The following is a 22561-nucleotide window of genomic DNA, read 5'->3' on the forward strand; positions in this document are numbered from 1 at the left end:
CGGTTCACTTGCCGCCCACGCCCATCAGGCCGCCCACGAGCGCGCGCCGGGCCACCAGGTAGACGGCGAAGATGGGGATGCCGGAGAGGACGACCGAGGCGAGCAGGGCGGGGATGTTCACGCCGAACTGGCTCACGTAGTTGAACAGGCCGAGGGTCAGCACCCGCGGTTCGTCGGACTGGGTGAAGATCAGCGGGAAGAGGAAGCCGTTCCAGGCCTGCAGCGCCGAGTAGATGACGACCGTGCTGATCCCGCCCTTGGCCAGCGGGATCGTCAGCCGGAAGAGCTGCCTGAGCGCGCTCGCCCCGTCCAGCGCCATCGCCTCGTACAGCTCCTCCGAGATGTCCCGGAGCGTGCCGACGAGCACCAGCACCGACACCGGCATCGCGAACGCGGCCGTCGGCAGGATCACCGCGAGCAGGGTGTCGTAGAGGTCGAGCTTGGCGATCAGCAGGTACAGCGGGACGACCACCGCCTGCGCGGGGATCGCCACGCCCAGCAGGAACAGCCGGAAGGCGGCGCCGGACCAGCGGTCGCGGGTGCGCACGACGGCGTAGGCGAGCGGCACGCACAGCACGAGGACGATCCCGACGACCGCGATCGCGACGATCGCGGTGTTGCTCAGCAGATGCCAGAACCCGCTGTGCAGGACGGTGTTGTAGTTCTCCAGGGTCGGGTCGGCGGGCGGCTTGAGGGGGTTTCCGGTGAGGGCCTGGTCGGGGCCGGTCAGGGACGCGGAGAGCATCGCGTAGACCGGGATCAGCACGATCACCAGCCAGATCAGCGCGCCCGCGCCCGCGACCGGGTTGGGGCGCCGGGTCCAGTGGCGCCTGCGGCGAGGGGACTTGTGCGGCGGCGGTGTCGTACGGCCGGAGGTCTTCGCCGGGCGCGGCAGCGTGTCGTGGGACATCTCGTCACATCCCTTCGCGGGTGCTGCGCATGCCGCCGAAGCCGGTCAGCTTCACCAGCAGCAGGGACAGTCCGGTGGCGGCCACGACCAGGAAGGAGGCGATGGCGCTGGCGTAGCCGAAGTCGTAGGAGCGGAAGCCCGCCTCGTACATCAGGTACGGCAGGATCGCGGTGTCCGTGCCGGGGCCGCCCTTGGTCAGGATGAGGACCGTCTCGAAGTAGGTCAGGGAACCCACGACGATCAGGACGGTGGAGGTCGTGATGGTGTGCCGCAGCTGCGGCAGCGTGATGGAGAAGAACTGGCGCCAGCGGCCGGCGCCGTCGATGGCCGCCGCCTGGTAGAGCACCGGCGGGATCTGACGGGCACCGCCCTGGTAGATGAGGGTGTGCAGCGGGATGAACTGCCAGCCGCCGACGAAGACGATCGCGAGGAAGGCACCGGAGGACGAGCCGAGGGTGTCCTTCTGGATGATGCCGAAGTTCGGGTCGAGCAGGGCGTAGAAGAGCAGTGCGACGGCGGTCGACGACAGCAGCAGCGGCACGAAGAAGATCGCCGACAGCACGGCCCGGTTGCGCTGCGGTCCGGCCGCCCAGACCCCGAGCAGCAGCGAGACGACCGTCTGGAACAGCCAGCTGGTGACCGTGAGCAGCACGGTCAGCTTGAAGGACTGGGTCAGCCGGGGGTCGTCCAGGAGCTTTCGCCAGTTGTCCAGGCCCACCGGGCGCGGGTCTCCCAGGCCGTCCCAGGACGTGAAGGACAGGTAGAAGGCCAGCGCCATCGGGACCACGGCGAAGAAGGTGAAGAACAGCACGCCCGGCAGGACCCAGGAGGCATGGGGCCGGATCCTGGCGGAACGCGCTCCAGCCGTCTTGGTGGGGCTCACTTCAGCCCCTTGCACGCCGCCACGAACTCGCTCGGCGAGGCCTTGCCCGCGAACAGCTTGCCGATCTCCGTGTGCATCCGGGTGCCCAGCTCGTCACCGAGGGCCTGGTCCCAGGAGAGGGTGAAGGCGGGGGCGTCCTCGACCATCTTGTACTGGAAGAGGGCGTACTCGGAGTTCGGGGCGTCGTTGAGCAGCAGCGCCGCGTTCGAGGTGGTCGGTACGTCGCCGTTGGCGACCAGCGCCCGCGCGTACTCCTTGGACGCGCAGTCCCTGAGGAAGGCGATCGCCGCGTCCTTGTTGCGGGTACGGGCGTTGATGGACCAGTAGTTGGTGGGGTTGCCCACCACGTTGCGCGGGGAGCCCGTGCCACCCTCGATCTCCGGGAAGACCGCCCAGCCCAGGTTCTTCTTCGCGAAGTCCGGGAACTTGCCGAGCTGCGTGGAGTACTCCCAGGAGCCCATCAGATGCATGGCCGCCTTGCCCCGGGCGAAGACCGCCGGGGCGCCGCCGTTGACGTACGACACGGAGGTGAACTTCGAGCCGAAGGCACCGTCGTCGACCAGCTCCTTGACCATCTCGGCGGCCCGCAGCACCGCCGGGTCGCCCCAGCCCTCGGCGTCACCGTCCTGGATGCGCTTGAACACCTCGGGGCCGCCGAGCCGGTCGACCAGGTACTCCAGCCACATCAGCTCCGGCCAGATGTCGGACCCGCCGAGCGCGAACGGGGTGATGCCGGCCTTCTTGAGCTTGGTGTTGTTGTCGAGCAGCTGGTCCCAGGTGGTGGGCGGCTTGAGCCCCTGCTCGGCGAAGACGGTCTTGTTGTAGAAGAGGATCACCGGCTGCATGCCGCGCATCGGGACGCCGTAGTGGCGCCCCTTGAGGTCGCCGGCCGCGAGCACCGAGGGCAGGAAGCCGCCCTTGAGGACCGAGTCGTTCTCGATGACGTCGGTGAGGTCGACGAGCTTGTCCGCCTCCTGGTACGCCTTGATGGAGCCGCCGCCCCAGTTGAAGAAGATGTCCGGCGCGCTGGGCGAGCCCATGGCCGTGCGCAGCTTGGGCGCGTAGTCGGAGCCGGGCACCTTCTGCAGGCGGACCTTGCCGCCCGTCTTCTTGGCGGCGGCGGAGGCGTTGAAGCGGTCGACGGCGGCCTGCTGCACCTTGACCGCGTCGTCGCCGTATACGAAGGCGGTGAGCGTGCCGCCGCTCCCGCCCTGGCCACCGTCGCCGTCGCCGCAGGCGGCGAGGGCGGGCGTGGCGAGCGCGGCGGCCCCCGCGCCGAGGACCCAGCGCCTGCTGAAGGTGCGTCCGCCGCCGGACGCCAGGGCGGACGGCGTGGTGGTTGGCGTGGTGGACGGCGTGGTGGATCCCATGACAGCACCTCTCCCGGGAAGTGTCGGAACCGCTGACGAAAGCCTGAGCGAAAGATTCGGGCTGAATTACGAATGTTCCGGGAAGGTATGGCGACAGAGGGGCTCCGTCAAGAGTGTGCGCAGAGATACGATCGCCGGCATGACAGCTTCGGAATCCGCTGAAACCCAGACGGCAGCGCGCTCGGCACAGACCGCGACCCTCGCCGAGATCGCCCGCGAGGCCGGGGTCTCGGCGCCGACTGTTTCGAAGGTCCTCAACGGCAGAGCCGATGTGGCGCCCGGGACGCGGCTGCGCGTCGAGGAGCTGCTGCGCGCCCACGGCTACCGGCGCCGACGCGCCGACGCGACCCGCTCTCCGCTGATCGACCTGGTCTTCCACGAGCTGGAGAGCGCCTGGGCGCTGGAGGTCATCCGGGGCGTGGAGAACGTCGCCCGCGAGTCCGGGCTGAGCGTGGTGCTCTCCGAGATCGCCGGGCGCCTCACTCCCGGCCGCACCTGGGCCGACCAGGTCGCGGCGCGCCGCCCGCACGGCGTGATCCTGGTGCTGTCCGAGCTGGACGAGTCCCAGCGGGCCCTGCTGACCAGCCGCTCGATCCCGTTCGTGGTGATGGACCCGGCCGGCGACCCGGGCTCCGACGTGCCGTCGATCGGCGCCACCAACTGGCAGGGGGGCCTGGCCGCCACCCGGCACCTGGTGGAACTCGGCCACACCCGCATCGGAGCGATCAGCGGGCCCTTGCGGATGATGTGCAGCCGCGCCCGCGTCGACGGCTACCGGGCCGCGCTGGAGACGGCCGAGCTGCCGGTCGACCCCTCCCTCGTCGTCACCGGCGACTTCCACCACGAGGCCGGCTACCGGCTGGGCCTTGAGCTGCTGCGCCGCCCCGACCGGCCGACCGCCGTCTTCGCGGGCAACGACCTCCAGGCGCTCGGGCTCTACGAGGCCGCGCGCGAGCTGGGGCTGCGCGTCCCGGAGGACCTGAGCGTGGTCGGCTTCGACGATCTGCCGGTGGCCCGCTGGGTGGGCCCGCCGCTGACGACCGTACGGCAGCCGCTGACCGAGATGGCCGAAGCGGCGGCCCGGCTGGTGCTGGAGCTGGCGCGGGACGCGGGCGCCCCGGCCGCCACCCGGGTGGAGCTGGCGACGAGCCTGGTGGTGCGCAGCAGTACGGCGGCGCCGGGCGCCTCCTGACGGGGACGGTGGGACTGGAATGGCCGAAAGTTGACCTATTGACGGGTGGGGTGGGCGCCTCCACACTCCTCCGAAGCCAATCGGTTGCACCACCGAAACTTTCGGAACTTTCGGAGGCACCCGCACATGAGATCCCTGCGACCCCCGCGATCCCTGAGATCAGGCTTCGCATCCCTCGTCACCGGCCTCACCGCCGTCGGCGCGCTGCTGGTCGCGGCGCCCGGCGCCCAGGCCGCCGACACGCCCCTGCGCGACCTCGCGGCCGCCAAGGGCAAGGTCATCGGCTCGGCGGTGAACCCGGCCAAGCTCACCGGCACCTACGGCGACATCGCCGGCCGTGAGTTCAACTCGGTCACCCCCGACAACGCCATGAAGTGGGAGTCGGTCGAGCCGAGCCGCGGCAGCTTCAACTGGGCCCCGGCCGACCAGGTCGTCAGCTTCGCCACCGCGCACGACCAGCAGGTGCGCGGCCACACCCTGGTCTGGCACAGCCAGAACCCCGGCTGGCTGACCAACGGCAGCTGGACGCAGGCGCAGCTCAGCAGCATCCTCCAGGACCACATCACCACCGAGATGACCCGCTACAAGGGCCGCATCGCCGCCTGGGACGTGGTCAACGAGGCGTTCAACGAGGACGGCACCTACCGGTCGACGATCTGGTCCAACGGCCTCGGCCAGGACTACATCGCGCAGGCGCTGACCTGGGCGCGGGCCGCCGACCCCGGCGCCAAGCTGTACATCAACGACTACAACGTCGAGGGCGTCAACGCGAAGTCCACCGCCCTGTACAACCTGGTCAGGTCGCTGAAGGAGCGCGGCGTCCCGATCGACGGCGTGGGCCTGCAGGCCCACCTGATCCTCGGTCAGGTCCCCTCCAGCCTCCAGCAGAACATCCAGCGCTTCGCCGACCTCGGGGTGGACGTGGCCATCACCGAGCTCGACGTCCGGATGCAGCTGCCGGCGACCGAGGCCAAGCTCACCCAGCAGGCCGCCGACTACAAGGCGGTCATGGACGCCTGTGTGGCCGTCAGCCGCTGTGTCGGGGTGACCGTGTGGGGCTTCACCGACTCCGACTCCTGGGTCCCGGACGTGTTCTCCGGCTACGGCGCGGCGACGCCGTACGACGAGAACTTCGCACCGAAGCCGGCGTACCACGCGATCGCCGGCTCGCTGGGCGGCGGCACGACCGAGCCCCCGGGTGACGGCTGCACCGCGGTCTACAGCGTCGTCAACCAGTGGAACACCGGCTTCACCGGGCAGGTGCGGATCTCCTGCTCGGGCGGCGCGCTGTCGTCGTGGCGGGCGAACTGGACCTTCGGCGCCGGACAGCGCGTCACCCAGGCCTGGAACGCGAACTGCACCCAGTCGGGGACGGCCGTCACCTGCTCCAACGCCTCGTACAACGGAACGGTTCCCGACGGCGGTTCGGTGACCTTCGGGTTCAACGGCACCTGGAGCGGCAGCAATCCGGCGCCCACGGTGACGCTGAGCTGACGTGGCGGTGCCGTCAAGCGGGGAAATCTGAGAATTGCCGAAGAAAGTACGGTGTGACGTTCCCGCCCGTAATGGTTCGGACGTACGTTCCTGCCCGTGACGGGACGCGAGGGGAACGGCAGCGGCGGGAACGAGGACGAGGGCAGAGGAACGGGCCGGCGGTCGGCGGTGCTGAGGACCGTCGGCCTGACTCTGGCGGGGGTGCTGGTGCTGGCCGGCGGCGCGGCGGGCTGGGCGTACTGGCGGCTCGACGACAACATCACGGGCGTCGACATCGACCAGGCCCTCGGCGACGACCGGCCGCCCAGGCCGACGCCGACAGGGTCCGCCGAGCCCGTGCCCAGCGGGCCGCTGAACATCCTGGTGCTGGGCTCGGACACCCGCAGCGGCCCCGAGAACCAGCGGCTCGGCGGCGGGGACAGCGACGGAGGCCGCTCCGACAGCGCGATGATCGTCCACCTCGGCCCGGGCCGTACGTCGGCCACGGTCGTCAGCATCCCGCGCGACACCCTGGTCGACCGGCCGTCCTGCCCGCTGCCTGCCGGAGGCACCTCACGGCCCCGGGAGGGGGCGATGTTCAACTCGGCGTACGCGATCGGCGGTCCGGTGTGCGCGGTGAAGACCGTCGAGGAGCTCACCGACGTGCGGATGGACCACTACGTCGAGCTCGACTTCGCCGGGTTCGCGGGGCTGGTGGACGCCGTCGGCGGGGTCACCGTCACCACGGACGTGGACATCGACGACGAGGACAGCCATCTGCGCCTGGACGCCGGGACCCATCTGCTGGACGGCGAGCGGGCGCTCGCCCTGGCCCGCACCCGCCACGGGGTCGGCGACGGCAGCGACCTCGGCCGGATCGCCCTCCAGCAGCAGCTCGTCAAGGCCCTGCTGGAGCAGGTGTCCTCGGCGGGCCTGCTCACCGACCCGGGCCGCCTCTACCGGGTCGCCGACACGGTGACCTCCCACCTGACCACCGACACCGGCCTCGACTCGCTCGCCGAGCTGACGAGCCTCGGCCGCAGCCTGACGGGGCTGTCGGCGGACCGGGTGAACACGGTCATGATGCCGGTGGTGCAGGCGCCCTGGGACCGCAACCGGGTGGTACCGGACGAGCCGGAGGCCGGGGCGCTGTGGGAGTCGCTGCGCTGAGGGGAGTCCTGCGCGCGGGCGGTCCCGAGGGGCGCAAAACTTTTTCGTACGGGGTGTCGAAACGGCCTTCTCCCGTTCGACGCACAGGGTGAGAGCGGGGAGAGACCCCGCCCACGACCCGAGGAGCGATCATGCCCCGCTATCTGTCCCTGGTCCGTGTCGAGGAGAACACCATCGACATGGCGTCCGCAGACCCCGGCTTCGAGGAGCGCATGGGCGCGCTGTTCGAGGAGATCACCAAGGCGGGCGTCATGCTGGACACGGCCGGACTGCGGCCGACCGCCCAGTCCACCCGCATCACCTGGTCGGACGGCAGGCTGTCGTACACCGACGGCCCGTTCACCGAGACCAAGGAGGTCGTCGGCGGCTACGCCCTGATGCAGTGCAAGGACATGGCCGAGGCGATCGAGTGGGGGAAGCGGTTCCTGGAGGTCCACCCCAAGGAATGGACCGTGGGCCTGGAGATCCGCGAGGTCGAGGAAGCGCCGGGGGCCTGAGCGCCCGTCCCGCACGAGCCCGGCCCGTTCTCAGGACGGCCGTTGTCAGTGCCGTGTGCTGTCATGTGAGGTGTGACGGCACACGGCGAGCACGCGGACGGCCGCACGGCCGGCCTCCCGGGCGGGGAGCCGGCCGGGGGCGCGGAGCGGGTCCTGGGCGGGGAGGCGGACCGGGGGGCGGCTGGGGGCGCGCACATCGACGCGGGCCGGGCCGAGGGACGGGTCGCGGGCGGGGACGTGGGCCAGTCGTCGGGCAGGGGCGCTGTCGTGGAGTCCCTCGGCACCGTCTTCCGGATGGAGTCCGCGCGGATCATCGCCACCGTCGCGCGGATCGTCCGGGACGTCGGCATCGCGGAGGAGATCGCCCAGGACGCGCTCGTCGCCGCCCTGGAGCAGTGGCCCGAGTCGGGCGTCCCGGACCGGCCGGGCGCCTGGCTGACGGCCACCGCCAAGCACCGGGCGATCGACCTGGTCCGGCGGCGCGAGACGTACGCGCGCAAGCTCGCGGAGGCCGGCCGTGAGCTGCCGGGCGAGGTGACCCACGACCCCGAGCCGTCGGGGCCGGGCGACATCGACGACGACATGCTGCGGCTGATCTTCACCGCCTGCCATCCGGTGCTGTCCGCCGAGGCCCGCACCGCGCTGACCCTGCGGCTCGTCGGCGGGCTGCGCACGGACGAGATCGCCCGCGCCTTCCTGGTCCCCGAGCCCACCCTCGCCCAACGGATCGTGCGCGCGAAACGGACCCTGGCCAAGGCCGGCGTGCCCTTCGAGGTGCCGTACGGGGCGGACCGGGCGGCCCGGCTCGGCTCGGTCCTGGAGGTCATCTACCTCGTCTTCAACGAGGGGTACGCCGCCACCGCGGGCGACGACCTGCTGCGCCCCGCTCTGTGCGAGGACGCGCTGCGGCTCGCCCGGGTGCTGGCCGCGCTGATGCCGAAGGAGCCCGAGGCGCACGGCCTGGCCGCGCTGCTGGAGTTCCAGGCCTCGCGCACGGCCGCGCGGACCGGACCCGACGGGCGGCCGGTGCTGCTCGCCGACCAGAACCGGCGGCTGTGGAACCGGCTGCTGATCCGGCGCGGCTTCGCCGCACTGGAGCGGGCCGTCGAACTGGGCGGCGCCCCCGGTCCGTACGCCCTGCAGGCCGCGATCGCCGGGTGCCACGCGCGTGCGGCGGCCTACGAGGACACCGACTGGGCCCGGATCGCCACGCTCTACGGCCTGCTCGCGGCCCGCACGCCCTCCCCGGTGGTCGAGCTCAACCGGGCGGTGGCCGTCTCGATGGCCGAAGGGCCCGCCGAGGCCCTCGCGCTCGTCGACGCCCTCGCCGCCGACGGCGCCCTGCGCGACTACCACCTGCTCCCCAGCGTCCGCGGCGACCTCCTCGTCCGCCTCGGCCGTACGGCGGAGGCCCGCGCGGAGTTCGAACGGGCCGCGGGGCTGGCGCGCAACGACCGGGAGCGGGAACTGCTGCTGCGCCGCGCGCGGGAATCACCGGGCACGGCCTAGAGCACGGCAGGCCTGGAGACGGCAGGCCTAGAGCACGGCAGGCCCGCCGATGAGCATGGTCGGGGCGCCGGCCACGCGCGTGAGGAACACCGTCGCCGCGTTCGGCCCCTGCGGCTTGACCTTCCTGCGCAGCTCCTCCGGCTCGACGGCCGAGCCGCGCTTCTTGACGGTCAGCACGCCGACCCCCCGCTCGCGCAGGAGGGCCTTGAGCTTCTTGACGTTGAAGGGCAGCTGGTCGGTGATCTCGTAGGCGGTGGCGTACGGGGTCGGGCGCAGGGTGTCCGAGGTGACGTAGGCGATGGTCTCGTCGAGCAGGCCGCCGTCGAGGGACTCGGCGACCTCGGCGACCAGGTGGGCGCGGATGACGGCGCCGTCGGGCTCGTAGAGGTAGCGGCCGAGGGGGCGGACCGGCGGGTCGGGCAGGCCGGTGCCGTGCAGGGTGTGCGGTCCCGGCAGGAGGGTCGCCCGGACCGCGCCCGGCTCGGTCCCGAACCACAGCACGGCCTCCTTCACGTCCCCGCCGTCCGAGATCCACTCGGCCTCGGCGTCGGCGGGGACGGCCTCGTGCGGGATGCCGGGTGCGACCTTCAGCGCCGCGTGCCGGGCCTGGCCGGCCGCCCGCACGGCCCAGGACAGCGGGGGCGAGTAGGCCTCCGGGTCGAAGATCCGGCCGCGTCCGCCGCGCCGGGCGGGGTCGACGAACACGGCGTCGTAAGGGGCCGTGTCGATGTCGGTGACATCCGCCTCACGCACGTCGATCAGGTCCTCGAGACCGAGCGCGCCGGCGTTGGCGCGCGCCACCCGCGCGGTCAGCGGGTCGCGGTCCACGGCGAGGACGCGGATGCCCGCGCGGGCCAGGGCGATCGCGTCCCCGCCGATCCCGCAGCACAGGTCGGCGACGGAGGTGACGCCGAGGTCCTTGAGCTTCTGCGCGCGATACGCGGCCACGCTCGCCCGCGTCGACTGCTCGACCCCGTTCGGCGTGAAGAACATCCGCCCGGCGTCCTCGGCCCCGAACTTCGCCGCCGCGCGCTGCCGCAGCCGCGCCTGGCCGAGCGCGGCCGACACCAGTTCGGCCGGGTGCTCGCGGCGCAGCCGGGTGGCGACGGCCAGTTCCTGCGCGGGGTCGGTGCCGCGCACCTCGTCGAGGAGGGCGCGGCCTGCGGGCGTGAGGAGGGCGTCGAGGTCGTTCACCGGGACATTGTCGGCCAGTCGGTGGATGGTGTGCCCGCGGCGGCGGTGTCGGGCGGGGTTCGGGGCGGGGGACTGCGAGGATCCGGCGCCATGACAGTAGTAGTACAAAATGATAAAAGTCGGGCGAGGGAGCAGGGGCGGGGGCAGGGGCGCTCGCTCGGGCGGACCCGCGGTGCCCGGGCCGGTGGTCCGCGTGACCGTGACCTCCATGGCCGCAGACCGCGTGTCCCTCGTCTGCGGGCCCGGATCGCGCTCGCCGTGCTGGCCGCCGCCGCGGTCGCCTCGGGCTGCGCGGACGGGGGCGGCTCCGGCGGTTCCGGTGGCCCCGGCGATACCGGCGGGCCGGTGGGTGCCGACGCCCCGGGCGCCTCGCGCGGCGCGCGGGGCGAGGCGCCTCCGGCGCCCGGCCGGCAGCCGCACCTGAAGGCCGCCCCGGCCCGCGCCCTGGAGGTGTACGCCGCGCGGCTGCACGCCGAACACACCGCCCGCGTGGCCGCCGCGAAACGCTGGGGGCTGAAGAAGGTGCCGCTCAGGGCCCCGGCCCCGCCCGCCACGAAGCCGGAGATCACCACCCGCGAGGGCTTCGAGGTCGACGGTCACGAGGAGCTGGGTCTCCCGCCGGTCTTCACCACGGTCCCGACCGAGCAGAAGGTCGTCTTCCTCACCATCGACGACGGCGCCGAGAAGGACCCGGCGTTCCTGCGCATGATGAGCGAGCTGCGGATCCCGTACACCGCCTTCCTCAGCGACTATCTGATCAAGAAGGACTACGGGTACTTCAAGCGGATGCAGGACCGCGGCACCGGCCTCAACAACCACACCCTGCACCACCCCTACCTGCCCGGACTGTCGTACGCCCGCCAGAAGCGCGAGATCTGCGGCATGCAGGACGTCATCGAGAAGCGCTACGGCGAGCGCCCCGTCCTGTTCCGGCCGCCCTTCGGCAGCTACAACAGGGACACGCTGCGCGCCGCGAAGGCCTGCGGCGTGAAGTACGCCCCCCTCTGGAACGAGGAGGTCTTCGTCGACCGCTGGGACTACCGCGAGTGGGACCGCAGTCTCCATCCCGGCGACATCGTCCTCAGCCACTTCCGGGGACGGGACGCCTGGAAGGGCACGATGCCCGACATGATCCGCCGGTTCCTGCGGAAGGTCACGGACGAGGGGTACGCGGTGGCCCGGCTGGAGGACTACCTGTGACGGTGTGGCGGCTGATCGCGGGCACCCTCGCCGTGACCGCCCTGCTGACGGGCTGCACCCGGTCCGCCGACCACCCCGCCGCACGCACGTCGCCGACGGCGGCGGGTGCACCGGCCGATGAGGCTCGCAGGGCTCACGGCGCCGACTCCCGGGGGGCCGGCTCGCGCGCCGGCGCCCCCCGCACCGCCGCGCCCGCTCACTCCGGCGCGCCTGAAGCGACCGGCCGGCGCGCCCGCGCGCCGCAGCCCGCGTACCGCCGTTGGGGTCTCACCGCCCCCCTCGCGCGACCGCCGCACCCCGTCGACCGGCCACGGCCGCAGGGGGCCCACGGGGCCGGTCCGGTCGTCGTCGAGCGGGTGCGGACCCGGGACCGGGTCGTGTTCCTGACGTACGACGACGGGGCCGAGCGGGACCCCCGGTTCGTCGACCTCGTCCGGGAACTGCGGCTCCCGGTCAGCCTGTTCCTCACCGACACCGTCGCAGGGCCGGGTTACGCGCACTTCGCGCGGCTGCGCGCGGTAGGTGCGAGCGTGCAGAACCACACCCTCGACCACACCTACCTGCGCGGCCTGCCGTACGCCGGGCAGCGGGCCGCGATCTGCGGCCAGCAGGACAAGCTCCGGGCCCGCTTCGGCGTCCGCCCCCGCCTCTTCCGCCCGCCCTACGGCGCGTACGACACCACCACGCTGCGGGCGGCCGCCGACTGCGGCGTCACGGCGGTCGTCCGGTGGGGCGCCACGGTCACCGACACCGAGGCACCCGCGGGGCTGGCCCCGGGCATGATCGTCTCCCTGCCCGCCGACGAACCCACGGCCGCGCCACTGCGCGAGCGCACGGTCGCCGTCCTGCGGGAGATCCAGCGCGCGGGACTGACGGTGGGAAGGCTGGAGGACTACCTGTAGGACCCCGCGGGGAGCACCTTCCGGCGCCGTCGGGACCACCCGGGGACGCTGCCCGCGTCCGCCGCGCCGCACGGCAATTGGCACTCCGCTTGACCGAGTGCTAATCGCGGTCATAGTCTCGGCTCTGGCACTCCCCCTAGGAGAGTGCCAACAACGCGACGGGCAGGTCCGGCACCCGCGACGACGGATCGACCTGGTCGCCACCTCAGACAGTTAACCCCGTGAGATCTCCGAAGGGGGAGGTCGGATCGTGACGACCGCCAGCTCCAAGGTTGCCATCAAGCCGCTCGAGGACCGCATCGTGGTCCAGCCGCTGGACGCCGAGCAGACCACGGCCTCTGGCCTGGTCATTCCGGACACCGCCAAGGAGAAGCCCCAGGAGGGCGTCGTCCTGGCCGTGGGCCCGGGCCGCTTCGAGGACGGCAACCGTCTTCCGCTCGACGTCTCCGTCGGCGACGTCGTTCTCTACAGCAAGTACGGCGGCACCGAGGTGAAGTACAACGGCGAGGAGTACCTCGTCCTCTCGGCTCGCGACGTGCTCGCGATCGTCGAGAAGTAAGTCACCTCGCTTCACCCGAAGCACCTCGAAGCACCTTTTTGCTTCCACTGCGCCCCTGGCCCCCGCGACCGATAAGAAGCCGGGCGCCCGGGGCGCAGTTTCTTTACCGCAGACTTTCCGAGAGGGCTCCCGCTGCCATGGCGAAGATCCTGAAGTTCGACGAGGACGCCCGTCGCGCCCTCGAGCGCGGCGTCAACAAGCTCGCCGACACCGTCAAGGTGACCATCGGTCCCAAGGGCCGCAACGTCGTCATCGACAAGAAGTTCGGCGCCCCCACCATCACCAACGACGGTGTGACCATCGCCCGTGAGGTCGAGGTCGAGGACCCGTACGAGAACCTCGGCGCCCAGCTGGTGAAGGAGGTGGCGACCAAGACCAACGACATCGCGGGTGACGGTACGACCACCGCCACCGTGCTGGCCCAGGCGCTCGTCCGCGAGGGCCTGAAGAACGTAGCCGCCGGTGCCTCCCCGGCCGCCCTGAAGAAGGGCATCGACGCGGCCGTGGCCGCGGTCTCCGAGGAGCTCCTCGCGACCGCCCGCCCGATCGACGAGAAGTCCGACATCGCCGCCGTGGCCGGCCTGTCCGCCCAGGACAGCCAGGTCGGCGAGCTCATCGCCGAGGCGATGGACAAGGTCGGCAAGGACGGTGTCATCACCGTCGAGGAGTCCAACACCTTCGGTCTGGAGCTGGACTTCACCGAGGGCATGGCCTTCGACAAGGGCTACCTGTCGCCGTACTTCGTGACGGACCAGGAGCGCATGGAGGCCGTCCTGGAGGACCCCTACATCCTCATCAACCAGGGCAAGATCTCCTCCATCCAGGACCTGCTGCCGCTGCTGGAGAAGGTCATCCAGGCGGGTGCCTCCAAGCCGCTGCTGATCATCGCCGAGGACGTCGAGGGCGAGGCCCTGTCGACCCTCGTCGTGAACAAGATCCGCGGCACCTTCAACGCGGTCGCGGTCAAGGCCCCCGGCTTCGGTGACCGCCGCAAGGCGATGCTGCAGGACATGGCCGTCCTCACCGGCGCCACGGTCATCTCCGAGGAGGTCGGCCTCAAGCTCGACCAGGTCGGCCTGGACGTGCTGGGCTCCGCCCGCCGCGTCACCGTCACCAAGGACGACACCACCATCGTCGACGGTGCCGGCAACTCCGCCGACGTCCAGGGCCGCGTCGCCCAGATCAAGGCCGAGATCGAGAACACCGACTCCGACTGGGACCGCGAGAAGCTCCAGGAGCGCCTCGCGAAGCTGGCCGGCGGCGTGTGCGTGATCAAGGTCGGCGCCGCCACCGAGGTGGAGCTGAAGGAGAAGAAGCACCGTCTGGAGGACGCCATCTCCGCGACCCGCGCCGCGGTCGAGGAGGGCATCGTCTCCGGTGGTGGCTCCGCTCTGGTCCACGCCGTCAAGGTCCTCGAGGGCAACCTGGGCAAGGAGGGCGACGAGGCCACCGGTGTCTCCGTCGTCCGCCGCGCCGCCGTCGAGCCGCTGCGCTGGATCGCCGAGAACGCCGGCCTGGAGGGCTACGTCATCACCTCCAAGGTCGCCGAGCTCGACAAGGGCCAGGGCTTCAACGCCGCCACCGGCGAGTACGGCGACCTGCTCAAGCAGGGCGTCATCGACCCGGTCAAGGTCACCCGCTCCGCCCTGGAGAACGCCGCCTCCATCGCCTCCCTCCTGCTCACGACCGAGACCCTGGTCGTCGAGAAGAAGGAAGAGGAGGAGCCGGCCGCCGGTGGTCACAGCCACGGCCACGCTCACTGATCGCGGTAACGCGAGGTCCCGAAGGCCCGGCACCCCGGTGGGGGTGCCGGGCCTTCCGGCTGCCCCGCCCTCCGGGCGGACGACGGGAACCGTCGGACAGGCCCTGGAGCCCTACATCTCCAGCTGGTCCAGCACACCCAGCTGCGCCATCAGCCCCAGCCGGTCGTACGACCACCAGCCCTCGACGATCTTCCCGTCGCCCCCGCACCGGAAGACCGTCGTGCCGGCCATGCTGCACTCCCTGCCGGTGGCCGCGACCCCCAGGAAGTCACCCTTGTGGGTGCCCTTCCAGAACCACCGCGCGCACACCCGGTCGCCGTCCGCGATCAGGTCCTCCACCGTGAACGTGAAATCGAACGCCCCGCGCCACATCTCCATCTCGCGCCGGATGTCGTCCCGCCCGAGGGTGTCCTGCTCGTTGGCCGGGTCGTGGTCGTGGTAGTGCTCCGCGATCAGGTCGTCGAGCGGCGGAAGCTCGCCCGTCGTCCCCATCGTCTCCAGCAGCCGCCGCACGTTCGACGCGTACAGCTGCTCGTCCCGGACGACCTCCAGATCGGTGAACGTCGGCATCTCGTCGCAGAGGGCGACCATGTCGCGGAAGATCCTGTCGGTCTCCGGAAGGTTCGAGTTCCGCATCGCCTCCTCGTACGACGGGAACTCCACGATCTCGATGTAGTGCGACGCGTCCGACCGGTCCTTGCCGATCACGTTGTGCGTCGCGGTCCGCTTCCCCCTGGTCTGCTCGACCCACGTGTCCATCAGCCGGTTCATCTCGTCGAACCGGCTGGTCTTGCAGTCGATGAGCTGTACGAACGTCATGGCGCCGCCTCCGGTCCCCCGTGGGGTCCGTCCCGACAGCTCCATTCTCCACCGCGCCGCCGCGCCCGGCCTACTGTGGCCCGTACTTCCGCCCCGTCCGGGACGTCACCCCGCCCAGCAGCCCGCGCGGGACCACCTTCACCACCCCCATCAGCGCCTTGTACCGCGGGTCCGGGATCGACAGCGACTTGCCCCGGTGCAGATCGGCCAGCGCCGACGCGACCAGCTTGTCGGCGTCGAGCCACATCCAGCCGGGGATGTTGTCGGTGCCCATCCCGGCCCGCTGGTGGAACTCCGTGCGCACGAACCCCGGGCACAGCGCCATCAACCGCACACCGCTGCCCGCCAGATCGCGCGCCGCCCCCTGCGTGAACTGCACGACCCACGCCTTGGACGCGCCGTACGTCCCGCGCGGCACGAACGCCGCCACCGAGGCCACGTTCACGACACCGCCGCGCCCGCGCTCCCGCATCGCGTCCGTCGCCGCCGAGGTCAGCCGGAGCACCGCCTCGCAGTGCACCTTGAGCATCCGCAGCTCGTCCTCCAGGGACACCTCCAGATAGCGGCCCTTGTTGCCGAAGCCGGCGTTGTTGACCAGCAGGTCGACCGCCCGCTTCCGGTCGGACAGCCGGGCCCCGACGGCGTCGATGCCCGCGTCCGTCGCCAGGTCGGCCACCAGCACCTCCGCCTCGATGCCGTGCCGGTCGTGCAGCTCGGTCGCCTGTTCGGCGAGCCGCTTCGCGTCCCGCGCCACCAGGACGAGGTCGTGCCCGTCCGCCGCCAGCCGCCGTGCGAAGGCGGCACCGATACCCGCGGTCGATCCCGTAATCAGAGCCGTTGTCATGCCGCAAGGTTATGGCCGGACCGGACGGATCGGTTCCCCGCACGCCGCCCGCCCGCTCCGCCCGTACGGCGCCCCCGGGCCGGCTGGGCCGCGGAGGCGCAGGGCCGGCTTCATGACGCTCCGTGCACATGGGTCGAGCGTCCTCGATCACGGCCGCCCGGGCATCGGGGAGCGACCCCACCTCACCCCCGAGCCGACCCGGGCCGTGCTCCGGGGGTTGTCCCCCAGGAGCCGTGCGGCGCCCGCGAAGAAAGGTGACTGCGTCTCAGACGAGAGCGTCTCGCGCGTGACGGCTCGTCAGTCTCCGTGACTCAGGCAGCGTCTGTCGCCACCGCTCAGCTCTCCAGGACCGCCCGGCAGTTGCCGCCCGTACTCGGCGTGGCCGTGCTGGGATGCAGCTGCCGCCGGTACTCGGCCTGGCCGTGCTGCGACGCAGTTGCCGCTGTTACTCGGCCTGGCCGTGCTGCGACGCAGTTGCCGCTGTTACTCGGCCTGGCCGTGCCGCGACGCAGTTGCCTACCGCTGCTCGACCCGCCCGGCCGCCGTGTACTTGCGCGCCGCCGCCAGCAGCTCCGGATGCAGCGCCTCACCGGCCGGCAGCACCCGCGGCAGCAGGTCGCGACGGGTGGTCTCGGCCCGGAACGCCAGGGCGACCGTCACGTCGTGGTCCGGCCGGTGCACGATCTCGACCGGGTCGCCGGCCCGTATCCCGCCCGGCTCGATCACCCGCAGATAGGCCCCCGGCGCCCCACGCTCGGTGAACCGCTTCACCCACCGCTCCTCGCCCAGATGGGCCTGGAAGGTGCGGCACGGGATCCGCCCGCAGGTGACCTCCAGCACCACCTCGGGCCCGATCCGCCAGCGCTCGCCGATCAGCGCGCCGGAGACGTCCAGGCCGAGGGTGGTGAGGTTCTCGCCGAACGCGCCGCAGGCCAGCTCGCGGCCCAGCTCGACCTCCCAGGCGTCGAGATCCTCCCGGGCCACCGCGTACACGGCCTGGTCGTCGCCGCCGTGATGCCGGGTGTCGCACACCGAGTCGCCGGCCAGCCCGCTCGCGCCGACCCCCTTCGGGCCCGGTGCCGCCACCCGCACCGGCCCCTGCGCCGGCCGCTTGTCGATGCCGGTCAGCCCTTCCGGCTGGTCGGTGTACGGGACGCGCGTCGCCCTGCCCAGGTTCACGGAAAGAAGCTTCATGGCCGCACGGTAGGGCGCCGACGGTCAAAGCGTCGACGCATTATTCGCGGCCGCACCCAAGGGCGGCTTATGCTCGAAGGGTGATCGAGGCCCGACATCTCCGTGTGCTGCGCGCTGTGGCCGCCACCGGCTCCTTCTCGGCGGCGGGGCGCGAGCTGGGCTGCACCCAGCCCGCCGTCAGCCAGCAGATGAAGGCCCTGGAGGCGTCCGTCGGCACCCCGCTGCTGGTGCGCGGCGGCCGCGAGATGCGGCTGACGCAGGCGGGCGAGGCCCTGGTGCGGCACGCCGCTGGCATCCTCGCCGGGCTGACCGCCGCCGAGGAGGAGGTCGCGGCCATCGCCGGGCTGCGCGCCGGCCGGGTCCGCCTCGTCTCCTTCCCCAGCGGCAGCTCCACCCTGGTCCCCACCGCGCTCGCCGCCCTGCGCGCCGCGCACCCGGGCACCCGGGTGTCCCTGGTCGAGGCCGAGCCGCCGCGCTCGGTGGAGATGCTCCGGGAGGGCGACTGCGACATCGCGCTGGCCTTCCGCTACGAGGACGCGGCGGGCGTACAGGAAGGGGAGTGGGACGACCTCGTCGTGCGGCCCCTGCTGACGGACCGTCTGGTGGCGCTCGTGCCCGAGCGCAACCGGCTGGCCCGGGCCGGGTCCGTGGCGATCGGGGAACTCGCCGACGAGCCCTGGATCGCGGGCTGCCCGCGCTGCCGCGGCCAGCTCGTGGAGGTCTGCGAGAAGGCGGGCTTCACGCCGCGCATCGACTTCGCCACCGACGACTACCCGGCCGTGGTCGGCCTGGTCGGCGCAGGTCTCGGCGTCGCCGTACTGCCCCAGCTGGCCATCGAGTCCGTACGGCCCCGAGGGGCGCGCGCGGTGACGCTGGAGCCGGCGGTGCGCCGCGAGATCGTCGCCCTCACGCTGCCCGACCTGGCCCAGGTCCCGGCCGTGACGGCCACGTTGGACCAGCTGGCGACCGCCGCGGGCCGTAAGTAGGGCGGGCGGCGCAAGAAGAGAGGGGCACACACACGCGTGCCCCTATGTCTCCGGAGAGAGCGTCTGCCTCGGGGGAGACACTCCCCCAGGTGCGGACGTCTCAGAAGAAACGTTCCTTCAAGTGTTCGAGACGGCGTCGCCGCCGGGAGCCGAAGCCGTCACCAGACGGTGGCGTGCCCGGCCCATGAGTTCCTCGCGCTCGTCCTCGGTCAACCCGCCCCACACGCCGTACGGTTCGCGCACCGCCAGCGCGTGTGCCGCGCACTGCGCGCGGACCGGGCACCTCATGCAGACCTCTTTGGCCGAGTTCTCACGAGCACTCCGGGCCGCCCCGCGCTCGCCCTCGGGATGGAAGAAGAGCGAGCTGTCCACTCCGCGACAGGCAGCCAGGAGCTGCCAGTCCCACAGGTCCGCGTTCGGTCCGGGAAGGCGGGAGAAATCTGCCATTGCGTGACCCCTTGTAGCCGTTCTGAGCGGATACGGTGCCCACGACCGTACAACTACGATCTAAGGAGATGAAAATATGACTCATTGCGAATCTAGCCTCGGACACCAGCAAAAGGGAAGAAAATGGGCCGAATGGGGCACGGTTGTGATGAAACGTTGAGGGTCTGCCGTTCATGTCTCCACCGTGTCCGCCCCCTCACGTAGAGTGCCGAAGATGGCAGACGGCCCCGTAACTCTTTCGAGTGACCGTCGTTGAGAGTGCGAGGCGGTTGAAAACACAAGCGCTCGGGCAGGCGTCCGAGACGGTCGACCGCACAGGTGACGATTCGTACCAGCCTGGAGGCTCAAGGTGACGCGCATCAGCTGCGGAGGGCGGCCATGACTTCCGTCCTCGTCTGCGACGACTCCCCGCTTGCCCGAGAGGCGCTCCGCCGCGCGGTCGCGACCGTGCCCGGTGTCGAGCGCGTGACGACGGCGGCCAACGGCGAGGAAGTCCTCCGCCGCTGGGGTGCCGACCGCTCGGACCTGATTCTGATGGACGTACGCATGCCCGGTCTGGGCGGCGTCGAGACCGTTCGGCGGCTGCTGTCCGCCGACCCCGGGGCGCGCATCATCATGCTCACCGTCGCGGAAGACCTGGACGGCGTCGCGCTCGCGGTCGCCGCGGGTGCCCGGGGATACCTCCACAAGGACGCCTCGCGCGCGGAGCTGCGGGCGACGGTGACCCAGGCGCTCGCCGACCCGACGTGGCGGCTCGCGCCCCGGCGGCTGCGGTCCGCCGAGATGGGGGCGGCTCCCACGCTCACCGCGCGGGAGATCCAGGTCCTGGAGGGCATGAGCCACGGACGGTCCAACGCCGAGATCGGGCGTGAGCTGTTCCTCTCCGAGGACACGGTCAAGACCCACGCGCGGCGACTGTTCAAGAAGCTCGGGGCGTCGGACCGGGCCCACGCCGTGGCGCTGGGCTTCCGGTGGGGCCTCGTCCGCTGACGCTCCCGAGGTGCGGCGAGCGGTTCGCGGCCACTCGTCCGCCGTCCTCCGCGACTGGTCCCGCGCCGGCCCTCCGTGGCCGGTCGCGCCCCGCGGCGGAGCCGCACATGTGAAACGGTCCCGCGTCCCTTTCGGGGCGCGGGTGCTCGTTTCGTGGCGGATGCCGCATCCTTGAGGTGTGGAGTTCCTCGGGGACGAGTCGGTCGAGCGGAAGGGGAGGGCGCAGGGGATGAGTTCCGGCGCACCTGCTCATAACGCTTCGGTGCACAACGACGGCCGTGGTGCCGCGGACGGTTCCGGCGCAGGGCACCATGGACCGATGCGCGACGACGAGGCGACCCGTGCCCAGGGGGCGATCGGTGCTCTCGTCCACCGCGCGGTCGACGGGGACGAACAGGCCACGCACGACCTGCTCGCCCATGTCCACCCGCTGGCGCTGCGCTACTGCCGTACCCGGCTGTCCCGGCTCCCGGGGGACGCGCGCCACTTCGTCGAGGACCTCGCCCAGGAAGTGTGCGTGGCGGTGCTGCTGGCGCTGCCGCGCTACCGGGACACCGGCCGGCCCTTCGAGGCCTTCGTCTTCGCCATCGCCGCGCACAAGGTCGCCGACCTCCAGCGGGCCGCGATGCGCCACCCCGGCTCCACGGCCGTCCCCTCCGACGAGATGCCGGAGCGCCCGGACGACTCCCTCGGCCCCGAGGAGCGCGCGCTGCTCAGCAGCGACGCCGAATGGGCCAAGAAACTGCTGGCCAACCTGCCCGAGAACCAGCGCGAGCTGCTTCTGCTGCGCATCGCCGTCGGCCTCACCGCCGAGGAGACGGGCCAGATGTTGGGAATGTCACCCGGCGCGGTCCGGGTGGCCCAGCACCGTGCGCTCAGCCGGCTGCGGGCACTGGCCGAGCAGTAGGAGCGCGGTACGGCACCTTGGTGGAGAAGGTGGCCGATCGCGTCCGTAGGAACATACGAAGACGAGTACGGCCTCGGACCGTGGAATGAGACGGGTGCACTTCCCGTTAGCATGGACATCCGCACCGATCAAGGCCATTGGGGAAGGTGTCATGACTGCCAACGTCGACGGAGTGCCCGACAAATTCGCGACACTCGGGCTGACCTACGACGACGTGCTGCTGCTGCCGGGTGCATCCGAGGTGCTCCCCAACGCGGTCGACACCTCGTCCCGGATCTCCCGTAATGTCCGGGTCAACATCCCGCTCCTGTCCGCCGCCATGGACAAGGTCACCGAGTCGCGCATGGCGATCGCGATGGCCCGTCTGGGCGGCGTCGGTGTACTGCACCGCAACCTCTCCATCGAGGACCAGGTCAACCAGGTCGACCTGGTGAAGCGGTCCGAGTCGGGCATGGTCACCGACCCGATCACCGTGCACCCGGAGGCGACCCTCGCCGAGGCGGACGCGCTGTGCGCCAAGTTCCGCATCAGCGGTGTCCCCGTCACCGACCCGGCCGGCAAGCTCCTCGGCATCGTCACCAACCGTGACATGGCCTTCGAGAGCGACCGCAGCCGCCAGGTGCGCGAGGTCATGACCCCGATGCCGCTGGTCACCGGCAAGGTCGGCATCTCCGGTGTGGACGCCATCGAGCTGCTGCGCAAGCACAAGATCGAGAAGCTCCCGCTGGTCGACGACGCGGGCGTCCTCAAGGGCCTGATCACGGTCAAGGACTTCGTCAAGGCCGAGAAGTACCCGAACGCCGCGAAGGACTCCGAGGGCCGCCTGCTCGTCGGTGCCGCCGTCGGCGCCAGCCCCGAGGCGCTGGAGCGCGCCCAGGCGCTCGCCGCGGCCGGTGTGGACTTCCTGGTCGTCGACACCTCGCACGGCCACAACAGCAACGCGCTCAGCTGGATGGCGAAGATCAAGTCGGCCGTGAACGTCGACGTGATCGGCGGCAACGTCGCCACCCGTGACGGCGCGCAGGCCCTGATCGACGCCGGTGTCGACGGCATCAAGGTCGGCGTGGGCCCCGGCTCGATCTGTACCACGCGCGTGGTCGCCGGCATCGGTGTCCCGCAGGTCACCGCGATCTACGAGGCCGCCCTCGCGGCCCGCCCCGCCGGCATCCCGGTGATCGGCGACGGCGGCCTGCAGTACTCGGGCGACATCGGCAAGGCGCTCGCCGCCGGCGCCGACACCGTCATGCTGGGCAGCCTGCTCGCCGGCTGCGAGGAGTCGCCGGGCGAGCTGCTGTTCATCAACGGCAAGCAGTTCAAGTCCTACCGCGGCATGGGCTCGCTGGGCGCCATGCAGTCGCGCGGCCAGGGCCGGTCCTACTCCAAGGACCGCTACTTCCAGGCGGAGGTCTCCTCCGACGACAAGCTCGTCCCCGAGGGCGTCGAGGGCCAGGTGCCCTACCGCGGCCCGCTGGCCAACGTCCTGCACCAGCTCGTGGGCGGTCTGCGCCAGACCATGGGCTACGTGGGCGCGGCCACCATCGAGGAGATGGAGTCCAAGGGCCGCTTCGTCCGCATCACCGCGGCGGGCCTGAAGGAGAGCCACCCGCACGACATCCAGATGACGGTCGAGGCGCCGAACTACAGCCGTAAGTAGTCACAGGTCTCGCACAAGGGCGGCCCCGGGATGCTCCGGGGCCGCCCTTGTCGTACCCGTCGGCGATACTGGAAGACGCTGAAACGCATCAGGGAAAG

At 71.5% G+C, this 22561-nt stretch carries 21 protein-coding genes; 13 read left to right on the forward strand and 8 right to left on the reverse strand.

Going from position 1 to position 22561, the window contains the following annotated elements:
• Positions 1-4 precede the first annotated feature (4 nt).
• The 3 genes from ACIGXJ_RS26195 to ACIGXJ_RS26205 are packed head-to-tail and all read right to left on the reverse strand — an operon-like array spanning position 5 to position 3163.
• Positions 5-910 carry a carbohydrate ABC transporter permease gene (locus ACIGXJ_RS26195; protein ID WP_399649885.1) on the reverse strand — a complete coding sequence of 302 codons (906 nt, stop codon included), beginning with the start codon at positions 908-910 and terminating at the stop codon, positions 5-7.
• A 4-nt stretch (positions 911-914) separates the two neighbouring features.
• The gene (locus tag ACIGXJ_RS26200; RefSeq protein WP_399649887.1) at positions 915-1793 is read right to left on the reverse strand and encodes a carbohydrate ABC transporter permease; all 879 of its coding nucleotides are present in this window, start codon (positions 1791-1793) and stop codon (positions 915-917) included.
• Positions 1790-3163, reverse strand: a complete 1374-nt coding sequence (locus ACIGXJ_RS26205) for an ABC transporter substrate-binding protein (RefSeq protein WP_399649891.1) — start codon at positions 3161-3163, stop codon at positions 1790-1792. Before ACIGXJ_RS26205 ends, ACIGXJ_RS26200 begins: the two co-directional genes overlap by 4 nt.
• A gap of 139 nt (positions 3164-3302) precedes the next feature.
• Here ACIGXJ_RS26205 and ACIGXJ_RS26210 point away from each other — a divergent pair, with 139 nt between their 5' ends.
• The 5 genes from ACIGXJ_RS26210 to ACIGXJ_RS26230 all read left to right on the forward strand — a co-directional run bounded on the left by ACIGXJ_RS26210 (position 3303) and on the right by ACIGXJ_RS26230 (position 9004).
• Positions 3303-4355 (forward strand): LacI family DNA-binding transcriptional regulator, encoded by a 1053-nt coding sequence (locus ACIGXJ_RS26210; RefSeq protein WP_399649894.1) that lies wholly within the window; start codon positions 3303-3305, stop codon positions 4353-4355.
• 126 nt (positions 4356-4481) lie between these two features.
• On the forward strand, positions 4482-5849 hold the full coding sequence (locus tag ACIGXJ_RS26215; RefSeq protein WP_399649896.1) for an endo-1,4-beta-xylanase: 1368 nt from the start codon (positions 4482-4484) through the stop codon (positions 5847-5849).
• 96 nt (positions 5850-5945) lie between these two features.
• On the forward strand, positions 5946-6998 hold the full coding sequence (locus ACIGXJ_RS26220; RefSeq protein WP_399649899.1) for an LCP family protein: 1053 nt from the start codon (positions 5946-5948) through the stop codon (positions 6996-6998).
• A gap of 131 nt (positions 6999-7129) precedes the next feature.
• Positions 7130-7495, forward strand: a complete 366-nt coding sequence (locus ACIGXJ_RS26225) for a YciI family protein (protein WP_399649901.1) — start codon at positions 7130-7132, stop codon at positions 7493-7495.
• A gap of 294 nt (positions 7496-7789) precedes the next feature.
• On the forward strand, positions 7790-9004 hold the full coding sequence (locus tag ACIGXJ_RS26230; RefSeq protein ID WP_399650222.1) for an RNA polymerase sigma factor: 1215 nt from the start codon (positions 7790-7792) through the stop codon (positions 9002-9004).
• 27 nt (positions 9005-9031) lie between these two features.
• Here the strand turns inward: ACIGXJ_RS26230 and ACIGXJ_RS26235 are convergent, their stop codons facing one another.
• Positions 9032-10198, reverse strand: a complete 1167-nt coding sequence (locus tag ACIGXJ_RS26235) for a methyltransferase domain-containing protein (RefSeq protein ID WP_399649903.1) — start codon at positions 10196-10198, stop codon at positions 9032-9034.
• 90 nt (positions 10199-10288) lie between these two features.
• Here ACIGXJ_RS26235 and ACIGXJ_RS26240 point away from each other — a divergent pair, with 90 nt between their 5' ends.
• The 4 genes from ACIGXJ_RS26240 to groL all read left to right on the forward strand — a co-directional run bounded on the left by ACIGXJ_RS26240 (position 10289) and on the right by groL (position 14622).
• Positions 10289-11398 (forward strand): polysaccharide deacetylase family protein, encoded by a 1110-nt coding sequence (locus ACIGXJ_RS26240; protein ID WP_399649906.1) that lies wholly within the window; start codon positions 10289-10291, stop codon positions 11396-11398.
• Positions 11395-12300 (forward strand): polysaccharide deacetylase family protein, encoded by a 906-nt coding sequence (locus tag ACIGXJ_RS26245; protein ID WP_399649909.1) that lies wholly within the window; start codon positions 11395-11397, stop codon positions 12298-12300. The genes ACIGXJ_RS26240 and ACIGXJ_RS26245 overlap by 4 nt, the downstream gene beginning before the upstream one ends.
• A 250-nt stretch (positions 12301-12550) precedes the next feature.
• Positions 12551-12859, forward strand: coding sequence for a co-chaperone GroES (groES, locus tag ACIGXJ_RS26250; protein WP_019329594.1), 309 nt, complete (start codon positions 12551-12553; stop codon positions 12857-12859).
• 137 nt (positions 12860-12996) lie between these two features.
• Entirely contained in the window at positions 12997-14622 is a 1626-nt protein-coding gene (gene groL, locus ACIGXJ_RS26255; RefSeq protein ID WP_399649912.1) for a chaperonin GroEL, read from the forward strand.
• 111 nt (positions 14623-14733) lie between these two features.
• On the opposite strand, the gene ACIGXJ_RS26260 is transcribed toward groL, so the two are convergent.
• The 3 genes from ACIGXJ_RS26260 to ACIGXJ_RS26270 all read right to left on the reverse strand — a co-directional run bounded on the left by ACIGXJ_RS26260 (position 14734) and on the right by ACIGXJ_RS26270 (position 17479).
• On the reverse strand, positions 14734-15441 hold the full coding sequence (locus ACIGXJ_RS26260) for an ester cyclase (protein WP_399649914.1): 708 nt from the start codon (positions 15439-15441) through the stop codon (positions 14734-14736).
• Between the two features lie 70 nt (positions 15442-15511).
• On the reverse strand, positions 15512-16285 hold the full coding sequence (locus ACIGXJ_RS26265; RefSeq protein WP_399649916.1) for an SDR family NAD(P)-dependent oxidoreductase: 774 nt from the start codon (positions 16283-16285) through the stop codon (positions 15512-15514).
• Between the two features lie 516 nt (positions 16286-16801).
• Positions 16802-17479: an MOSC domain-containing protein gene (locus ACIGXJ_RS26270; protein WP_399649918.1), complete on the reverse strand. Its 678-nt coding sequence runs from the start codon at positions 17477-17479 to the stop codon at positions 16802-16804.
• A gap of 80 nt (positions 17480-17559) precedes the next feature.
• Between ACIGXJ_RS26270 and ACIGXJ_RS26275 the strand changes: the two genes are divergently transcribed.
• Positions 17560-18465, forward strand: coding sequence for a LysR family transcriptional regulator (locus ACIGXJ_RS26275; RefSeq protein WP_399649921.1), 906 nt, complete (start codon positions 17560-17562; stop codon positions 18463-18465).
• Between the two features lie 117 nt (positions 18466-18582).
• On the opposite strand, the gene ACIGXJ_RS26280 is transcribed toward ACIGXJ_RS26275, so the two are convergent.
• Positions 18583-18912 carry a WhiB family transcriptional regulator gene (locus ACIGXJ_RS26280; RefSeq protein WP_399649924.1) on the reverse strand — a complete coding sequence of 110 codons (330 nt, stop codon included), beginning with the start codon at positions 18910-18912 and terminating at the stop codon, positions 18583-18585.
• 378 nt (positions 18913-19290) lie between these two features.
• Between ACIGXJ_RS26280 and ACIGXJ_RS26285 the strand changes: the two genes are divergently transcribed.
• The 3 genes from ACIGXJ_RS26285 (at position 19291) to guaB (ending at position 22463) form a co-directional block, all read left to right on the forward strand.
• Positions 19291-19902, forward strand: a complete 612-nt coding sequence (locus tag ACIGXJ_RS26285) for a response regulator transcription factor (protein WP_003948568.1) — start codon at positions 19291-19293, stop codon at positions 19900-19902.
• A 319-nt stretch (positions 19903-20221) separates the two neighbouring features.
• A complete protein-coding gene (locus tag ACIGXJ_RS26290; protein ID WP_399649927.1) occupies positions 20222-20809 on the forward strand; it encodes a sigma-70 family RNA polymerase sigma factor in 588 nt (195 codons plus the stop codon).
• Positions 20810-20960: 151 nt separating this feature from the next.
• Positions 20961-22463, forward strand: coding sequence for an IMP dehydrogenase (gene guaB, locus ACIGXJ_RS26295; RefSeq protein WP_399649931.1), 1503 nt, complete (start codon positions 20961-20963; stop codon positions 22461-22463).
• Positions 22464-22561: the final 98 nt, after the last annotated feature.

Source organism: Streptomyces sp. NPDC053367 (genome assembly GCF_044545925.1).
In the GTDB taxonomy this organism is placed as follows: Bacteria; Actinomycetota; Actinomycetes; order Streptomycetales; family Streptomycetaceae; genus Streptomyces.

What these genes read in the sequence shown, in the direction of transcription:
- ACIGXJ_RS26195 (WP_399649885.1), bottom strand. Translation starts at nt 910, where the DNA reads ATGTCCCACGACACGCTGCCGCGCCCGGCGAAGACCTCCGGCCGTACG.
- ACIGXJ_RS26215 (WP_399649896.1), top strand. Translation starts at nt 4,482, where the DNA reads ATGAGATCCCTGCGACCCCCGCGATCCCTGAGATCAGGCTTCGCATCC.
- ACIGXJ_RS26260 (WP_399649914.1), bottom strand. Translation starts at nt 15,441, where the DNA reads ATGACGTTCGTACAGCTCATCGACTGCAAGACCAGCCGGTTCGACGAG.
- ACIGXJ_RS26265 (WP_399649916.1), bottom strand. Translation starts at nt 16,285, where the DNA reads ATGACAACGGCTCTGATTACGGGATCGACCGCGGGTATCGGTGCCGCC.
- ACIGXJ_RS26290 (WP_399649927.1), top strand. Translation starts at nt 20,222, where the DNA reads ATGCGCGACGACGAGGCGACCCGTGCCCAGGGGGCGATCGGTGCTCTC.
- ACIGXJ_RS26205 (WP_399649891.1), bottom strand. Translation starts at nt 3,163, where the DNA reads ATGGGATCCACCACGCCGTCCACCACGCCAACCACCACGCCGTCCGCC.
- ACIGXJ_RS26210 (WP_399649894.1), top strand. Translation starts at nt 3,303, where the DNA reads ATGACAGCTTCGGAATCCGCTGAAACCCAGACGGCAGCGCGCTCGGCA.
- ACIGXJ_RS26230 (WP_399650222.1), top strand. Translation starts at nt 7,790, where the DNA reads ATGGAGTCCGCGCGGATCATCGCCACCGTCGCGCGGATCGTCCGGGAC.
- groL (WP_399649912.1), top strand. Translation starts at nt 12,997, where the DNA reads ATGGCGAAGATCCTGAAGTTCGACGAGGACGCCCGTCGCGCCCTCGAG.
- ACIGXJ_RS26285 (WP_003948568.1), top strand. Translation starts at nt 19,291, where the DNA reads ATGACTTCCGTCCTCGTCTGCGACGACTCCCCGCTTGCCCGAGAGGCG.
- ACIGXJ_RS26270 (WP_399649918.1), bottom strand. Translation starts at nt 17,479, where the DNA reads ATGAAGCTTCTTTCCGTGAACCTGGGCAGGGCGACGCGCGTCCCGTAC.
- ACIGXJ_RS26240 (WP_399649906.1), top strand. Translation starts at nt 10,289, where the DNA reads ATGACAGTAGTAGTACAAAATGATAAAAGTCGGGCGAGGGAGCAGGGG.
- guaB (WP_399649931.1), top strand. Translation starts at nt 20,961, where the DNA reads ATGACTGCCAACGTCGACGGAGTGCCCGACAAATTCGCGACACTCGGG.
- ACIGXJ_RS26225 (WP_399649901.1), top strand. Translation starts at nt 7,130, where the DNA reads ATGCCCCGCTATCTGTCCCTGGTCCGTGTCGAGGAGAACACCATCGAC.
- ACIGXJ_RS26280 (WP_399649924.1), bottom strand. Translation starts at nt 18,912, where the DNA reads ATGGCAGATTTCTCCCGCCTTCCCGGACCGAACGCGGACCTGTGGGAC.